This window comes from Microbulbifer okhotskensis, assembly GCF_023895975.1.
GTDB lineage: Bacteria > Pseudomonadota > Gammaproteobacteria > Pseudomonadales > Cellvibrionaceae > Microbulbifer > Microbulbifer okhotskensis.
The window spans coordinates 20,861-37,876 of sequence record NZ_JALBWM010000039.1; the positions used below are offsets into that span (position 1 = coordinate 20,861).

Here is a 17,016-nt window from a genome sequence, read left to right on the forward strand (position 1 = left end):
ATAAAAGATTACAGCTGCCAGCGATAACCCATGCCGTAAGCGGTTCCAATCGCATTGAACTCACCGTCCGATACCTGGAATTTACGCCGTATCCGTTTGACGTGGGAGGTGATGGTATTGTCATCCAGTACCACGCGTGCAGCTTCCATCAACTGGTTGCGGGATTTGACGTGCCCGGGCCTTTTAGCGAGCGCGTGCACAATCCAGAACTCGGTAACGGTGAGGTCTATCGCCTGGTCATTCCAGTGGCAATGCATCCTGGAGATATCCAATGATAACTTTCCCTGAGTTAGGCTCTCGCCTTCGTCACTTTGGTCTCGCAAAACGCTTACACGGCGCAGCAAGGCATTAATCCGTGCTTGCATGTGCGGCAGGGAGATATCCTTGGTGAGGTAATCGTCAGCACCCAGGCGCAACCCGGAAATGATATCCAATTCTGAGTCTCTGGCAGTGAGAAATAAAATGGGCAGAGTCGGGGCCATGGCCCTCAGTTCACGGCAGAGTTCAAAGCCTCCTTCAACCTCGCTGCCCAGTCCTACGTCTATGACGGCCAGATCCGGTAGGCGTTGGCGGAAGGCGTCCATAGCCTCAATTCTGGCGCTGTACAGGTCGACCCGATAACCGTGGCGGCGCAGGGCATCGCGATAGTTTTCTGCGATAGCGCGTTCATCTTCGACAATGGCGATGGTTGCACTCATGACAAATTCCGGCTTAGTTCCTTTCTGGCGGAGAATCATGCACGAAGTTGCAGGTGTAAGGCAAAAAGGCGGGTGCTTGGCACCCGCAAATACAACAGGGTTTCTTTCAGGTCGAAGTGCTGCGCGATTGGATTTGTGATCCGCTCGCGCTGAGATTTAGCCGATTCGCCCGAGTTTTTCAGTTCGGGTCGCAAATCAAACACCGGTGTTTGATTTGTCGTGGAGGGTTTGCGAGCGTCTCACGTAAACCCGGTTCGAAAAAGCCACAAATGAGCTGTACTGCACAAAAGGTGCCGGCGGATTTGAAATCCGCCTCTGCCTGAAAGGTCTAGAAGTGTCCAGCCATGGACTCGGGTAGGGAAAATCGAATATCCACCCGGCGTTCCATGGCATAGGCATCTACATCGCCCCGGGTTGCCTGCGAATAAGTGGAGCCCAGGGCACTGCGACTGACCCTTGTGGGATCGATACCTAGGGATACCAGGGCTTCTTCAACGCTCAGGGCGCGCTGATCTGACAATACATTGTTGTAGCCGTCGCTGCCGCGGGGGTCCGCGTGTCCTTCCAGGTGAACTTGCAGGTGAGGGTGGCGGTTAAGGAAGTCGGCCATGGCGTTTAGCTGGTGTAGCTGCCCTTCCTGAAGTTCGTCTTCTCCGGTAGTGAACAGCATTTGGAATTGCAATGAGTCCAAGGCCAGTTGGCCGGCGTCATTCGCGGACAGTTGAACCGCATCCAATTGCTGCGCCAGGTTACTGAGCTCTGCACGGCTCTCTGTCAGTTGTGTTGCCAGCATATCTGCCTCGTCTGCTTGCTTGATCTGCTCGCCGAGCCAAGCCCCACCGAGCGCTCCGGCTATCAACCCAACAGGTCCGCCCAGTGCTGCACCGGCTATTGCGGAGCCGGTAAAAACTGAGGCCTGTTTGGCCGGAGTCAGTTTTGATTCATTTTGTTCCTTAGCGTGGGCTCCGGTGGCAATCAGAGAACCCAAGGCGACGGCCATCACTACTTTTTTCATTGTTCTGCTCCTTAGCGGCTTTTTTACTCGTTTGGGCCTGTTCAGTGGTGGCCCGTTTGAGTGTTATTAAAAAGCCTCAAGGAGGCACTGGCGTGGCACAGCTATGGCGAACTGCGCCACAATTGTGGCGAAATATGGCAGTCGTTTCAGGGCACCGCTTATATAGCCGCTGCGCCGAGAGAGCCGACCGCCGTATACAGCGGAGTGTGAGTGGGCAGGCTCAGGGCTGGGCCACGTAACACTGCTCTGTACTGCACAATTGCCAGGACCAGGGCAATAATCAAAGCACTAATGGTCATCCCTATATCATCCAGCGCCACCTGTTCCATGAATGGCGCACTAACTCGCCTTCAGTATAGGCTCGCGGTTCCGCTGTCGCAGGGGCATCAGCCCTCCCTTGGGGCCATATATCCCGAGGATTTGGGGTAGACTGGCCGGCCAACCAATTTCACATTCCGCCAGGAGCCCAAGTTTTGTCGCAGTCATCTCCAGCCCAGGAACAAACAGTCGAGAAATCTGGCACTTCCAGATTGCTGCGTGGCAGCTCGGTCGTTGGTGCTGCCACCATGTTATCTCGAGTGGCCGGGTTGGTTCGGGATGTGGCTCTGGCCCGCTTTATCGGAGCGGGAGACGCCGCTGATGCCTTTTTTGTCGCGTTTAAAATCCCCAACTTTTTCCGCCGCCTTTTTGCCGAGGGTGCCTTCGCCCAAGCCTTTGTGCCAGTGCTGGCCGAATACCGCCAAAAGGGAGGCAAGGCCGCCGCGCGGGCGCTGAACGATCGGGTCGCTGGTGCCCTCGGTGGTGTGTTGCTGCTTGTTACCCTATTCGGGGTTATTTGCGCCCCAATAGTGGCGGGTATTTTTGCTTTCGGTTGGTGGTGGGACGGCAGTGAGCGAGAGAAGTTCGATCTCGCTACCGATATGTTGCAGATCACCTTTCCCTATCTGATGTTAATTTCTCTGGCCGGCTTTACCGGAGCGATCCTGAACAGTTTTGACCGCTTCGCCATTCCTGCGCTCACTCCGGTAATGTTGAACCTGGTATTGATTGGGGCAGCGACGGTGGCTACCTCCTGGTTTGACCCGCAAGTCCTGGCCTTGGCCTGGGGAGTGTTTGTGGCGGGGGTTGTGCAGCTGTTATTTCAGCTGCCCTTCCTTGCCCGAGAAGGGTTGCTGCCAAGGCCCAAGTGGGACTGGAATCACCGGGGTGTACGCAAGATTTTACGCCTTATGGGGCCGGCGATTTTTGGTGTTTCGGTTACTCAGATCAGCTTGGTGATGGATACACTGCTGGCATCATTCCTGCCCAGTGGAAGTGTCTCTTGGTTGTACTTTTCCGACCGTCTGACTGAGCTGCCACTAGGGGTATTTGGCGTTGCTGTGGCTACGGTGATACTGCCGAGCTTATCCAGGCAGCACACCGATGGCGATCCCCGTCGCTTTCGCCATACGCTCGATTGGGCTCTGCGCAGTGTAACGCTTATTTCCCTTCCTGCATCGGTGGCATTAGTGGTACTGGCGGAGCCACTATTGACGACTCTGTTTCAATATGGGCAGATGGAGCCTCGGGATATGCAGATGGCGGCCTGGTCCCTGCGAGCCTACGCCATGGGCTTACTGGCTTTTATGTTGATCAAAGTGTTGGCGCCCGGTTACTTCGCACGCCAGGACACCTATACACCGGTGCGTTTTGGTCTGATTGCCATTTCGGCAAAAATGGTGCTTAGCCTTCTCTTTGTTATTCCGCTTAATTACTACCTCAAGCTCGGCCATATGGGCTTGGCACTTGCCACCGCCTGTCAGGCAGCTATTAATGCTTGGCTGCTATATAAGGGGTTGCGTCGCGATGATGTTTACAAACCCGAGGCGGGTTGGAGCGTCTATCTGCTCAGGTTGATCGTTGCCAATTTGGCGATGGTTTCCGTTTTATTGGGCGCATTGTACTTTTGGTCGGAGTGGGGCGAGTGGGGCTGGTACGGCCGCGCATGGCGAATGGCCACTGTGGTGTCTGCTGGGGGGGCGACTTACCTGTTGGTACTGGCAGTATCGGGCTTGCGCCCCCGCCATTTCCGCCCCTCAAGTTAGTTTACTCGAGTGTTGAGGGGGCAAAGAGAGGATGGCCTCTGGCCGCCCTGTGGGAATCCGCTATACTGTGCGGCTCGATTTTATGAGGATGGGAAAATCGCATTGGCCCAGGAGCGCGAACTAATTCGCGGGTTGCGCAACCTGCGCCCCCGCCATCGGGGAAACGTGGCGACGATCGGCTCGTTCGATGGGGTGCATCTCGGCCATCAGGCGATTATTGCGCAGCTTAAACAGCGTGCGGAAGAATATGGCCTGCCCTCGGTGGCGATTATTTTTGAGCCCCAGCCCCACGAATTTTTTTCCGCTGAGAGGGCGCCTGCGCGCTTGATGCGATTTAAAGAGAAGGTGCAGGCGCTTTTTGAGGCCGGGGTAGACCGGGTATTGTGCCTGCAGTTTAACGATTTGTTGCGCAGCCTGAGTGCTGAGGCCTTTGTGCGCCGTATCCTGCTGGAAGGGTTGGGAATCCGCCACCTGGTGGTGGGGGATGATTTCCGCTTTGGTTGTGACCGCAGTGGTGATTACCGATTTCTGCAAGAGGTGGGAGCTGAAAATGGCTTCACTGTAGAAGACACGGCTACGCTTGAGATTCGCGGGGCCCGCGTGAGTAGCACTCGGATTCGCGAGGCATTGCTCCGCGGTAATTTTGAATTGGCCGAGGCCTTGCTGGGCCTCCCTTATAGCATCTCCGGAAGAGTGGCTCCGGGCCGTTCGCTGGGGCGGCAGTTGGGAGCCCCCACCGCCAACGTACGCCTGCATCGCTATCGCTCCCCATTAGTGGGTGTCTATACCGTGCGCACCAAGGCGGCGAATGGCAGTGAACTTGCCGCAGGGCGGAAAGAAATAGACGGCGTCGCCAATGTGGGATTTCGCCCCACCGTAGAAGGGGAGGGCGCCAAACCTCTACTGGAAGTTAATCTGTTTGACTTCAGTGATGACCTCTACGGGCGAGAGCTATCGGTAGAGTTTTGCCACAAACTGCGCGATGAAGAAAAATTTGCCTCTCTGGAAATCCTCAAAACCCGCATTGCTCAGGATATAGACGATGCCAAAGCCTGGTTTGCACAAAACCCCAAGGGGAGCTGACCGGTGTTACCGATGATGAATTATTCTCTACTAGAGCTGAAGTAGACATCCAATGACTGATTATAAAGTGACCTTAAACCTGCCTGAGACCGACTTCCCCATGCGCGGCAATCTGCCACAGCGTGAGCCTGCCATTTTGAAAAAATGGCAGGAGACCAAGCTTTACGAAAAAATTCGTGAAGCACGTGCCGGTCGTGAGCAGTTCATCCTGCACGATGGTCCTCCCTACGCCAACGGCGATATTCATATAGGTCACTCGGTCAACAAGATTCTCAAAGACATTATTATCAAGTCGAAAACCCTCAGCGGTTTCGATGCGCCCTATGTGCCCGGTTGGGACTGCCATGGCCTGCCTATTGAGCATCGCGTTGAGAAGAAAATCGGCAAGGCTGGCGTTAAGGTAGATCACAAGACTTTCCGCCAGAAGTGTCGTGAGTACGCGGCCAAGCAGGTAGAGGGACAAAAGAAGGATTTTGTACGCCTGGGGGTTTTCGGCGAATGGGACAACCCCTATCGCACTATGGACTACCAATTTGAAGGCGACATCATCCGCGCACTCGGCCGAGTCGTTAAAAATGGCCACTTGGCGCGGGGTTTCAAACCCGTGTATTGGAGTGTTGTGGGTGGATCGGCCCTGGCGGAAGCGGAAGTGGAATATCAGGACAAGACGTCCTACTCCATTTATGTTTGCTATCCGGCTACCGAAGATACTGCACTGGCAATTGCCGATGCCGCTGGAGGCCATGCGGGTGAGGGACCTTTGTCTGTGGTGATCTGGACTACAACTCCCTGGACGCTTCCCTCAAGCCAGGCGGTTTCAGTCAACGCTGAGCTGGAATATGTTGTGGTACAAACCGCAGATCGTCGCCTGCTTGTCGCAGAGGCGCTTAAAGATGCGGTACTGGAGCAGGTCGGGCTGGAAGGCGAGGTTGTCGGCCGTATCCGCGGCGCAGCTCTGGAGCACCTGAAGCTGGACCACCCTTTCTACGAAAAGCAGCTGCCAATGATCCTCGGTGATCATGTGACTACTGATGCGGGTACTGGTTGCGTGCACACCGCGCCGGATCACGGTCCCGACGATTTCCAGGTGGGCAAGCGTTATGGCATCGATACGCTGAACTATATCGATGATAACGGCGTTTACCGCGATACAGCCCCTCTGTTTGCCGGTGAGCATGTCTACAAGGTGGACGATAAAATTGTCGCTCTGCTGCAAGAGCGCGGAGTGCTGTTGCAGCAAGGTAAAATTGAGCACAGCTACCCTCATTGCTGGCGTACCAAAACACCGCTGATTTATCGTGCAACCCCGCAGTGGTTTGTCAGTATGCAGCAGAACGACCTGCTGCAGAATGCAAAAAAGGCTGCCGATGAAGTGCAGTGGATTCCCGGTTGGGGCAAAACCCGTATCGATGCCATGTTAGAGGGCAGTCCTGACTGGTGTATTTCCCGCCAGCGTACCTGGGGCGTGCCTATTGCTCTCTTTGTTAACAAGGAAACCCACGAGATCCACCCGGATACCCCGGCTTTGATGGACAAAGTGGCGGAGATGGTAGATGCCGAGGGTATGGATGTATGGTTCGACCTGGACCCGCGCGAGCTTCTCGGTGATGAGGCGGATCAATATCAAAAGGCAACGGATACCCTGGATGTGTGGTTTGACTCAGGTGTGACTCACTACGCCGTGCTGGAGCGCCGCAAGGGCCTGCGCTTCCCGGCCGACTTGTACCTGGAGGGGTCCGATCAGCACCGCGGTTGGTTCCAGTCCTCGTTGAAGACCTCTATCGCGATCAATGATTGTGCTCCTTATAAGCAGGTGCTGACCCACGGTTTCACTGTCGATGCGCATGGGCGCAAGATGTCGAAGTCTATCGGCAATACTGTAGCGCCGCTGGATGTCATCAATAAATTGGGGGCAGATGTATTGCGCTTATGGGTTTCAGCGACTGATTTCAGCGGCGAAATGGCTGTTTCGGATGAGATTCTGAAGCGCACCGCAGACTCCTATCGCCGCTTGCGCAACACCGCCCGTTTCTTCCTGTCCAATTTGGCCGGTTTTGACCCAGAGAAAGATTTGTTGCCGGAAAGCGAATTGCTGGCGCTCGACCGCTGGGCCTTGGATAAAGCGGCGCGCCTGCAGGAGGAAATCCAAGAAGCCTACGATAACTACCAGTTCCACCAGATCTACCAGAAGTTGCATAACTTCTGCGTTGTGGAAATGGGTGGTTTCTATCTGGATATCATTAAGGATCGCCAATACACCACCAAGGAAGACAGCGCTGCGCGACGTTCTGCGCAAACGGCGCTCTACCATATTATTCAGGCGTTTGTGCGCTGGATAGCGCCCATCATGAGTTTCACTGCAGAAGAGCTGTGGCAATTTATTCCCGGTGCGAAAGCGGAAAGTATTTTCCTGGAGGAGTGGTACCCACTGCCGAAACTACCGGCTGAAGTGGTCAAAGGTGCGGATTACTGGGCGGCCATTGCCGAAGTGAAAACGGCAGTTAACAAAGTACTCGAAGAGCAGCGTGGCGCGGGGGCAATTGGTGGATCCTTACAGGCGACAGTGACTTTGTTTGCCGAAGACGATCTGCGCGAGAAGCTCCTTGAGCTGGAAGATGAGTTGCGCTTTGTTCTGATTTGCTCCTCGACTTCTGTACAGCCTATCAGCGATGCGGCCGGCGCCGAGTCTACCGAGATGGATGGCTTAAAAATCACTGTCAGCAAAGTGGATCACCCCAAGTGTGCACGTTGCTGGCATTATCGTGCTGATGTTGGTGCAAGAGCTGGGCACCCGGATATTTGCGAACGCTGTATTGAGAATGTCGCCGGTGAAGGAGAAGTGAGGCATTATGCCTAGTTCAAACCCTTTTTGGGGACACCCCTGGCGCTGGTATTGGCTGGCGCTAGTGGTAGTGGTTGTGGATGTCGTCACCAAGGTGTGGGCCGTGGATATGTTTATGCACGGCCCATCGATGCAGATTATTCCCGGCCTGCTGCAATTTACCTATGCGGAAAATTACGGTGCCGCTTTTAGCTTTCTGTCTGATGCCGGAGGTTGGCAGCGCTGGTTCTTTGGCATTATTGCCTTTGGCTTTAGTGTCATCGTGAGTATCTGGGTGTGGCGTTTGCCGGCGAGAAAACGCTGGGAGCCCTGTGCCTTGGCGCTTATCCTCGGCGGTGCCTTGGGGAACCTGTGGGACCGTGTCTTGCTGGGGTATGTTCGGGATTTTATCTCGGTTTACTACGGCAGCTGGCACTTTCCTGTGTTCAATGTTGCAGATATGGGGATTAGCATCGGCGCTGCAATGCTGATTATTGAGCTACTCTTTTTCGCGGAAAAAGATAGCGATAAAGCAAAAAATAATGTGGAAGTTTGACGAATTATGAGTAATGCCGTTATCGGTGAAAATTGCCGGGTGACACTGCACTTTAGCCTCAAGCTGGACGATGGTACTGAGGTGGATTCTACTTTTAAAGGTGATCCCGCTTCCTTCAGTGTTGGCGATGGTAGTTTGCTACCGGGCTTCGAAAAGGCACTTTTTGGTTTAAAGGCAGGGGATGAGGCTGAAATTGAAATTCCGCCGGAAATGGGGTTCGGTCAGCGCAACCCTGAAAACCTGCAAAAGGTGCGTCGCGATAATTTTTCACCGGATATGGCGCTAGAGCGCGGGCTGGTGGTCTCTTTTGACAATGGCAGTGGCGAGCTGCCGGGCGTGATTAACGAAATCGGCGAAGATGATGTCACCGTTGATTTTAACCACCCACTCGCCGGGCAATCCCTCAATTTCCATGTAAAGATTATTGCGGTGGACTCGATCCAATAGGGTTGGGATTACTCCTTTCACAGCCAGTAGAGTACTGAAGTAAACATGCAAATCCGAATGGCCAACCCCCGCGGCTTTTGTGCCGGTGTCGACCGCGCAATTGATATTGTGAATCGCGCCCTGGATGTATTTGGGGCACCCATCTATGTGCGCCATGAAGTGGTGCACAATAAATTTGTGGTGGAAAGCCTGAAAGAGCGCGGAGCCGTATTTGTCGACGAACTCAATGAAGTGCCGGACGATGTGATTGTCATCTTCAGTGCACATGGTGTGTCAAAAGCGGTACAGCGTGAGGCTGAGCAGCGGGGCTTGCGTGTCTTCGATGCCACCTGCCCGTTGGTGACTAAAGTGCATATTGAGGTTAGCAAGTTCAGCAACGACGGTGCTGAATGCGTTCTTATTGGCCACGCCGGGCACCCCGAAGTGGAAGGCACTATGGGTCAGTACGATCGCTCTGCAGGTGGTGCCATTTATTTGGTGGAAGATGAAGAGGATGCGGCCAGGTTGCAAGTCAAGGACGAGGACAACCTCGCCTACGTTACCCAGACAACGCTCTCCATGGACGATACCGCGCGTGTGATCGATGCATTGCGAGCGCGATTCCCCAATATTCGCGGCCCGCGCAAAGATGATATCTGCTACGCGACTCAAAACCGACAGGATGCAGTGAAGCAGCTGGCCCTGGAAAGTGATTTGGTTCTCGTTGTCGGCAGCCCCAACAGCTCCAACTCCAACCGCCTGCGAGAATTGGCGGAGCGCTGTGGTGCCGATGCCAAGTTGATTGATGGTTCCGCTGATATTGACTCAGGTTGGCTTCAGGGAAAGTTGGCGATAGGCATTACCGCAGGTGCCTCGGCACCTGAAGTATTGGTCCAAGGCGTGGTAAAGCGGTTGCAGGAACTCGGCGCCACATTGCCCCAGGAAATGGACGGACGTGAAGAAAATATCCGGTTCTCTCTGCCTAAAGAGTTGCGCTAGGCCGCAACTCTCCTTCTTGCTGTTCTTCTATCGCTCCTCCCCCCCCCCTTCTATCGTATGGCTATAGCCGCTGATCGGTTATCACCAAAAAGTCGCAATCAGTTCGCTTTAATTCAAACCATAAATTGATATACATACACCCTAGATTCTATCCGGCTAATAGGCTCCATAAGTCGGTTGCCGACTGGCGACCTTGCAAGGTGGTCTATGAGAGAAACTCATTGAATGCGGAGATGATACTCTAGGAGTCTATTGGGATTTTGGAGTAAAGGAATAATGAAAAATATTGAATATGCCCGTGGATTGACTCTGATTGAACTGATGATAGCCATTGCTCTTTTGGGAATCATCATTGCTATCGGTGTTCCTTCCTTTAGCTCATTAATTGATTCGAATCGCTTGGCAACAACAACGAACGATTGGATTGCCACACTGCAGTACGCCAGATCTGAGGCAGTACGCAGTCGTAAGGTCGTTACCCTGAGTGCGCTCGATGATGATATCAGTAACGGAATTCGAGTCTGGGTTGATACAGGAAATAACTCATTTGATGCCGATGAAGAGCTGAGGGTCTTAGAGATTGATTTCGCTGATGTCGCGCTTACTGCTCAACAGGGAGATACCTTTGTTAGCGACGTGGATTTCTCATTTAATGCCGTCGGTGAGACCAGTGTGGGAGACACTTTGACTTTGAATCTTTGTGATAGTCGGGAAGGGGATGTCGGCAGGCAAATTGAACTGTTTGAGTCAGGCATTGTTCGTTTGACGCCGAACATCGCTTGTAACGTGGCAGAGGATCCAGCAGCAGTGGTGGAAGGTGATGAATAAACAGCGTGGCGCAACGTTAATTGAGGTTTTGGTTTCTGTTCTTATTTTGGCGGTGGGTTTACTCGGCCTTGCATCGACCCAGATGATGAGTTTGAAAAATGGCAATAACGCGAATCACCGATACCTGGCAACACTTGCAGCACAGGAGATTATTGAGCGTATGCGGGCAAATGGTGCTGCGGTATCAACCGGAGGCTATGACGGCACTGTAACCGAAGAAACCGCTGATGATACTGACACCGGTGATACTACCCCTGGCGATGGCGATGGCGATGGCGATGGCGATGGCGATGGCGATGGCGATGGCGATGAGGCGTCCGTACCCAGCTGTGCATCCCAGTGTTCAAGTGCGCAAATGGCCAGTTTAGATCTCTATGAGTGGAAACAGTTACTCTCAGTCAACCTTCCCGCTGCAATGGGAGTTATTGCCCGTGCAGGAAGTGAAGTTACTGTAACCATATCTTGGAGTGAGCAGAATAGCGGGAGTGATTATGGCAGCGGATCGAGTGCGAGTAAGAGAGCCACTTATGAAATGGTTGTGGAGTTGTAGATTATGAAGACGCTTTCTTCAAATAAAGGGCTTTCCTTAATAGAGCTCTTAATTGGCCTTTTATTAAGTAGTCTTTTACTGTTGGGGGTACTACAGATTTTTCAAAGTAATAGCGATGCCATCCGTATGCAAAATGCGTTTTCCCGTGTACAAGAGAGTGGGCGTTTTGCTATGGATATGCTCTCCAGGGAAGTGAGGCAAGCCGGGTACTGGGGGTGTGTTGCAGATCAAAGCAAAATTACAAACCGGTTGAATACGGCATCTTCAGTTGGTAGTGAAGGGGTTATGGGGCAGGATAATGTTCCCGCTGGAACCACTGTTGATGGTAAAACTGTAGCAGAAAATTCAGATATTCTTATTCTCAGCGGCGCGAAAGACCCATGCGGTGGTGCGGGAAGATTAATTGCTCCAAGTGCATCTGGTGAGCTGCAAATTCAAGCCAGTTGCCCGGTGGTAACTGGAGCCGTTGTTTTAGTCGCGAACTGTGAAGATGGTGATGTTTTTGCTGTAACGGAGCTCACTGGAGATGAGGATGCAGAAGTTCACGTCGTGAAACATACCACCGATGATATCGTTGGAAGCTCAGTTAAAAATAGTAGTGCGGAATTAAATGCAATTTATGGTGTGGAAGCTCAAATATTGAGTCCTTACCAAAAAACGTTTTTTATTTCAGATGGTTCACTGTTTGTTGAAGATCAGGATAAACGATCTTGGGAGCTGGTGCCGGGGGTAGAGGACATGCAGATAACCTACGGGCGTGACACGACAGGCAGTGGAATTATTGATACTTGGGGTGCCGCCAGTAGCAGCGATACCGTTATGGCCCAGGTAGTGGGGGTTAGGTTAGAACTTTCAATTCAAAGTGATACTGATGCAGGTGCTACTACTGACGACGGCAGACTTCGCAAGCTTTATGTCAGTACTGTGAAAGTGCGTAATAGAGGGAGTATGTGATGCAGAGAATGGTTCAGCAACGCGGTGCTGTGTTAATTGTGAGCTTGATCATTTTACTGGTTCTCACGCTCATTGGAATTTCAGGCGCCAGGGGGATGCTGATGAATGAAAGAATGACGTCGGCCTCCCGCGATGCACAAATTGCCTTGGAAGTGGCCGAATCAATGTCTCGCCAGGGAGAGGACTTTATTGAAACTCTGGAAAATTTAGATAGTTTTGAGGTGGATTCATGGTTACACAATGCCGGCGCTGGCCCCAGTGATCTGTTTGCGGATAGTACCTGGAAAGATGCCAATTCGATAGCCAAGGATGTCCCGATGAAAGACGCGGATGGCAGTAAAAAATTACAGGGTCGTATGTTTATTGAACGCCTGGATGTGGCGGATCTGGGCGAGGACTATACCGATATTAACTTGAGCGATATGAAAACCAAAGGAGAGGGTACCGTCGTTGAAGTGTTTAAGATTGTGTCTATGGGAGTGGGGGTCGCTAATACCCAACGGATTGTAGTGACCCAATACGCTAAAGAATTCGATGAGACAAAGTGAGTAGAGCAATGAAGCTAATAAAAAAATTAACCCCCTATTTTGCCCTGCGTCCACTTTGCGCCGCATTTTTAATAGCTACGAGCACCTGTGCCTCTGCCGCCCCTGGGGTGATCGCTGATATCCCCCTCTATTCTGCCGGTTCTGCACCGCCCAATATTATGTTTGTTTTGGATTCATCGGGTTCAATGCAGTCCATGCTATATCCGCCGGAAGGGTATAGTGATTCCATTGATCATGGCTTATCGTGCAGTTTAGAAGTTGGTAGATATGATAGGGTTGAAATAGCAGTAAATAAAACAACTGGTTCGGTGCTTTTTAGATTGGAAGAAACCGGTAGAGGTGGCTCAACAAGTTCTTGGAAGACCTGGAATACTACGAGTAACTGCTTTAAAGATACTGAAAAAATTGATGTATATCTTTATGCTGAAAGCTCTGGGGGAGATGGTTATTATTATAGCTCAAATAATGATCACCTTGTGGAGGATGTTAGCGGGCATTTTTTAAACTGGTTTTTCTCAACGCAAGGTACTCCTGGAAGCTATGTGGCTGATCATTTCTTGGAAGAAGATGGCACAACAGTAAGACGGACTAAGCTGGGGGTAGAGCGGCGCACCGATGGGATGAAAACTGCTGCGAACAGTTTAATTGCAGATTTGTCGGATGTTCGTATAGGGTTAATGCAGTTTAATGGTTCAAATGGGGCGAAACTATTAACCGGCCTTACTGATTTAACTGATGATAGCACTGCTGAAGCTACAAAGGTGAGTTTAACCACTAAGGTTGATGCAATAAGTGCAAGTGGCTACACACCGCTGGCAGAGAGCTTTACTGCGGTTGGGCGCTATTTTGTTTCCGGATATTCAGATGCACTACTGACATACGATACGCAACTCGAAGATGATGATGGCGATCCGGATACCGAAGAAGTGGAGACACCTCTCCAAGCTACGGCAAACAGTATTTTTGCTGGCGCAGCTGGTGGTTCTAGTACAACGACCATTCTGAACTGGGGTGGCATCGATGAGCCCTCGGCGGCTTCATCACCAATCCAATACTATTGTCAGCAAAATTTTATGGTTGCACTGACCGATGGGAAGCCTACTAGAGATGATTCTGTGAGTTCTATCCTGGTAGGTTTTGATGAGGATTGTAACGGTAATCCAGGAGGGTGCACAGATGACCCTGATGAAATGAAAGAAATGGACGATGTAATTAAAGCGCTCTACGATATAGATCTTCGCCCAGATATGAAGGATTTAAATGGCGATCCTGTCCATAATAATATTACTAGTTATATTGTTGGCTTTGCTAATGATGGCTTATCAGATAGCGACCTGATGAAAAATGCCGGCGCTCTCGGCGGTGGTGGCGTTTACACGGCGGATAACGCAGGCCAATTAACCGACACCTTTAACACGATTATGAAAAGGGTGAGATCAATCACTGGTAGCTCTGGGGCAATTTCCTTTAACAGTACTTCTCTGCAAGCAGATACGCTGTTGTTTAATGCCAAATTTAACAGTGGCCAGTGGAGAGGCTATTTGTCGGCTTGGGCCCTGAGTGAAGATGGTACAGCGTTGGCAAGTGACGAGACCTGGGAGGCAAGTGAACTCCTGGATGCCCGGACAGATATCGATGATAGGCTGATAATCACTTATGATAATGGTGGCGTCGTTTTTACAGCAGCGGCTGTGGGCGGCTCTGGGACACTCCACAATGGTGATCTGGCCATTAGCAGTACCGTATCTGGTGGTACCGCGGATGACAAGGTTGCTGAAAGGATTGCCTATTTGCGCGGAGATAGATCTGCTGAAGGCGAGGATAATGATAGCTTTAGGGAGAGAGGTAGCCGCCTAGGGGACATCGTAAATTCGTCGCCTATCTATGTCAGTGAACCGAACGAAGCCTGGTCCAATGCCAGCTTTCCAGGCCATGAAAGTTATGAGACGTTTATAAGCGAAAAAGCTAGTCGAACTCCGATGGTGTATGTTGGCGCAAATGACGGATTGCTCCACGGTTTCAATGCGAGTTCCACCGGCGCCAATAAAGGGCAGGAAGTTATTGCCTATTTACCATCGGCAGTATTGAGTTCAACTGCAGGAGAGGGGTTACATGCTTTGACCTCTCAGGATTATGACCATGAATTTTACACGGACGGTACCCCAACAGTAAGGGATGCCTATATCGATAATCAATGGAAAAGTATTCTCGTTGGTGGCTTAGGTGCGGGGGGGAAAGGATACTTTGCATTGGACGTTACCGATCCCAGTAGTTTTAGTGCGGATAAAGCCGGAGACATAGTGCTGTGGGAGTTTACTCAGGCCAATGATCTAGGTTTTACTTTTAGCCGTCCGCAAATTGGTCGTTTGCCAAATGGAGAGTGGGCAGCTATTTTCGGTAACGGATACAATAGCAACTCCGGAGATGCTGGTTTGTTTATTGTATATCTCGATGGCAATGATGGTAGTGACAATGCCTACAAATATATATCTACAGGCACGGCAAGCCTGGCTGACCCGAACGGTTTGTCATCACCTGCTATTGTGGATGAAAACAAAGATGGGACGATTGATCGTATCTTTGCTGGCGATTTAAAAGGGAATATGTGGGCTTTTGATGTCTCGGCATCCTCTTCTAGTGATTGGGGTGTGGCTGGTGAGGGTGCTCCCTTGTTCACCGCCGCTGGAAAGGCCATTACGGTAGCGCCAGAGGTGGCTCGAAATGGTGAGTCTACGGGCCTAGTGGTTGCCTTTGGTACTGGCCAATATATCGTAGCAAGTGATACAACGGACCTAAACGCAGGGTCCTTTTATGTGGTTGCTGATAATGGTAAATACTCACTGAGTGAGAGCGACCTGGAAGTTAGGAGCCTTACACTTGATGAAACAGGTGAAGTGCCAATACGCACTGTTGACGGTAATGAATTCAATTGGAGCAGCAAAAGTGGCTGGTATATGCCATTGCAAACGGGCAGTGGCACTGATGGTGGCGAGAGAGTAGTGAGTCGAGCTTCGGTACAGGGATCTAAAATTTACTTCAATACCATTATTCCCAGTGGTCAAATATGTGCTGCCGGCGGTAGTGGTTGGCTTATGTCTACGAATCTATTTACAGGTTTAGTAGGAGATGACCCCGGCCTTGATGGTAATCGAAATGGTGAAATCGATGATGACGATGCGGGAACTGCAGGCGTTTATATCGCTGGAAAAATGCCAGGGCAATCAGGGTTTATTGGTGATGGGCAGTGGATCCCAATGAGTGATGGTACTCCTATCTATGAGGTTGGCGATACTTCTGGAGCTGGTCGTCTTGGTAGGCTTTCCTGGGAGGAAATGGTACCTAATTAGTATTTTATGGCCTGCCTGGGAATACTAGGTAGGCCCCGTATTTCAGCGGAGGATAGATGAACAAAAACAAAGGTTTTACCTTAATCGAATTAATGATCGTTGTTGCAATTGTTGGAATTTTGGCGGGTATAGCTTGGCCATCTTACCTGGAGCATGTGCGAACTTCTAACCGTGCAGATGCCCAAGGTGCTTTGATGGGGCTTGCGCAAGCCATTGAGCAACATTATACGGAAAATGGTACTTACACTGGTGCTGATGTTGCAGGAGTTCCTTCGATCTTCCCATCCGAGGCACCTTTGGACAGCAGTAATAAAACCTATAATCTGACCATTACGGCTACTGATGATTCGTATACCCTGACGGCTACTCCAAAGAATGCTCAGCAAGGCAACGGAAAGCTTGAGTTATTTTCAAGCGGCCGACGTACTTGGGATAGAGATAACGATGACGCTATTGCGAGCCCTGGAGATGAGTGTTGGAGCAAAACCTGTTCTTGATTAACTTTGGGGGCAGCTGAGGTTGTCTCCACTACCGTTTTCTACTATACCATCCCCATCTGCGTCCCTTCCATAGTATGGTCGACCGATCGAATTTAAAATAATTATCCATCCCAATTTGGCCTCTCCATCGGTAGGGCAGTAGGAGAAATTTCCACTCTGCGATGGCGTAGTTCCGTCAGGGCGAAATATTAAATATCCTTTGTTGTTAAATCCTTTCCAGGAAAGAGTCGCTCCTTCAGGTAAGCGGGTGAAATAGCGTTCTATTTTGTCTTTAGAATCCAGAGTACCGTTACTATTTATATCGATAAATAGTAACGCGCCATTAGACCAGTTGTTCGAGCAAATATCTTCGTCACCCTTTGGGCATAGGATGAAGTTAGCCCTTTCACTATATGCTTGGTTTCGCATAAATATAAGAAGCTCGAATAGTTCCCATTGTTTTGTCTTGCTCCTATAACGTGCCGTAAATTCAGTAAATACAGGAAAGGCTATAAAAGTAACAATAGCGAGAATCGTAATAACTAACATTAATTCTATCAACACTTCGGACAATTTCATGCAGCTATAGCCCCATAGTCACTGTACCGCTCGTAAATACGGGCAACTT

The 17,016-nt window shown here is 51.0% G+C and carries 17 protein-coding genes; 12 read left to right on the plus strand and 5 right to left on the minus strand.

The genetic code is table 11. The features are described from left to right. Positions 1-8 precede the first annotated feature (8 nt). From pdsR to MO867_RS10755, 4 genes are all read right to left on the minus strand, one after another. Entirely contained in the window at positions 9-698 is a 690-nt protein-coding gene (gene pdsR, locus MO867_RS10740) for a proteobacterial dedicated sortase system response regulator (RefSeq protein WP_252466485.1), read from the minus strand. Between the two features lie 35 nt (positions 699-733). Further along, a complete protein-coding gene (locus MO867_RS10745) occupies positions 734-892 on the minus strand; it encodes a hypothetical protein (protein ID WP_252466486.1) in 159 nt (52 codons plus the stop codon). Positions 893-1,026: 134 nt separating this feature from the next. Beyond that, positions 1,027-1,713 carry an OmpA family protein gene (locus tag MO867_RS10750; RefSeq protein ID WP_252466487.1) on the minus strand — a complete coding sequence of 229 codons (687 nt, stop codon included), beginning with the start codon at positions 1,711-1,713 and terminating at the stop codon, positions 1,027-1,029. Between the two features lie 158 nt (positions 1,714-1,871). Then, on the minus strand, positions 1,872-2,042 hold the full coding sequence (locus MO867_RS10755) for a hypothetical protein (protein WP_252466488.1): 171 nt from the start codon (positions 2,040-2,042) through the stop codon (positions 1,872-1,874). Positions 2,043-2,186: 144 nt separating this feature from the next. Here MO867_RS10755 and murJ point away from each other — a divergent pair, with 144 nt between their 5' ends. The 12 genes from murJ to MO867_RS10820 all read left to right on the plus strand — a co-directional run bounded on the left by murJ (position 2,187) and on the right by MO867_RS10820 (position 16,406). Further along, a complete protein-coding gene (murJ, locus tag MO867_RS10760) occupies positions 2,187-3,797 on the plus strand; it encodes a murein biosynthesis integral membrane protein MurJ (RefSeq protein ID WP_256473938.1) in 1,611 nt (536 codons plus the stop codon). A gap of 102 nt (positions 3,798-3,899) precedes the next feature. Continuing rightward, entirely contained in the window at positions 3,900-4,880 is a 981-nt protein-coding gene (ribF, locus tag MO867_RS10765; RefSeq protein ID WP_252466489.1) for a bifunctional riboflavin kinase/FAD synthetase, read from the plus strand. A gap of 52 nt (positions 4,881-4,932) precedes the next feature. Next, positions 4,933-7,737 (plus strand): isoleucine--tRNA ligase, encoded by a 2,805-nt coding sequence (ileS, locus tag MO867_RS10770; protein WP_252466491.1) that lies wholly within the window; start codon positions 4,933-4,935, stop codon positions 7,735-7,737. Further along, positions 7,730-8,257, plus strand: a complete 528-nt coding sequence (gene lspA / locus MO867_RS10775; protein WP_252466495.1) for a signal peptidase II — start codon at positions 7,730-7,732, stop codon at positions 8,255-8,257. The genes ileS and lspA overlap by 8 nt, the downstream gene beginning before the upstream one ends. A 6-nt stretch (positions 8,258-8,263) precedes the next feature. After that, positions 8,264-8,704 carry an FKBP-type peptidyl-prolyl cis-trans isomerase gene (locus tag MO867_RS10780; protein WP_252466497.1) on the plus strand — a complete coding sequence of 147 codons (441 nt, stop codon included), beginning with the start codon at positions 8,264-8,266 and terminating at the stop codon, positions 8,702-8,704. A gap of 45 nt (positions 8,705-8,749) precedes the next feature. Next, on the plus strand, positions 8,750-9,682 hold the full coding sequence (ispH, locus tag MO867_RS10785; RefSeq protein ID WP_252466498.1) for a 4-hydroxy-3-methylbut-2-enyl diphosphate reductase: 933 nt from the start codon (positions 8,750-8,752) through the stop codon (positions 9,680-9,682). A 276-nt stretch (positions 9,683-9,958) separates the two neighbouring features. Next, a complete protein-coding gene (locus tag MO867_RS10790) occupies positions 9,959-10,510 on the plus strand; it encodes a GspH/FimT family pseudopilin (RefSeq protein WP_252466499.1) in 552 nt (183 codons plus the stop codon). Next, complete coding sequence (gene pilV, locus MO867_RS10795) at positions 10,503-11,060, plus strand: type IV pilus modification protein PilV (RefSeq protein ID WP_252466500.1); 558 nt, start codon at positions 10,503-10,505, stop codon at positions 11,058-11,060. Before MO867_RS10790 ends, pilV begins: the two co-directional genes overlap by 8 nt. A gap of 3 nt (positions 11,061-11,063) precedes the next feature. Continuing rightward, on the plus strand, positions 11,064-12,014 hold the full coding sequence (locus MO867_RS10800; protein WP_252466501.1) for a PilW family protein: 951 nt from the start codon (positions 11,064-11,066) through the stop codon (positions 12,012-12,014). Beyond that, positions 12,014-12,562 carry a pilus assembly PilX family protein gene (locus tag MO867_RS10805; protein ID WP_252466502.1) on the plus strand — a complete coding sequence of 183 codons (549 nt, stop codon included), beginning with the start codon at positions 12,014-12,016 and terminating at the stop codon, positions 12,560-12,562. The genes MO867_RS10800 and MO867_RS10805 overlap by 1 nt, the downstream gene beginning before the upstream one ends. A 158-nt stretch (positions 12,563-12,720) precedes the next feature. Continuing rightward, a complete protein-coding gene (locus tag MO867_RS10810; protein ID WP_252466503.1) occupies positions 12,721-15,909 on the plus strand; it encodes a pilus assembly protein in 3,189 nt (1,062 codons plus the stop codon). Positions 15,910-15,965: 56 nt separating this feature from the next. Then, entirely contained in the window at positions 15,966-16,406 is a 441-nt protein-coding gene (locus tag MO867_RS10820) for a type IV pilin protein (RefSeq protein ID WP_305884243.1), read from the plus strand. Here MO867_RS10820 and MO867_RS10825 read toward each other — a convergent pair whose 3' ends face one another. Beyond that, positions 16,407-16,967: a GspH/FimT family pseudopilin gene (locus MO867_RS10825; protein WP_252466504.1), complete on the minus strand. Its 561-nt coding sequence runs from the start codon at positions 16,965-16,967 to the stop codon at positions 16,407-16,409. It lies immediately after the preceding gene. Positions 16,968-17,016: the final 49 nt, after the last annotated feature.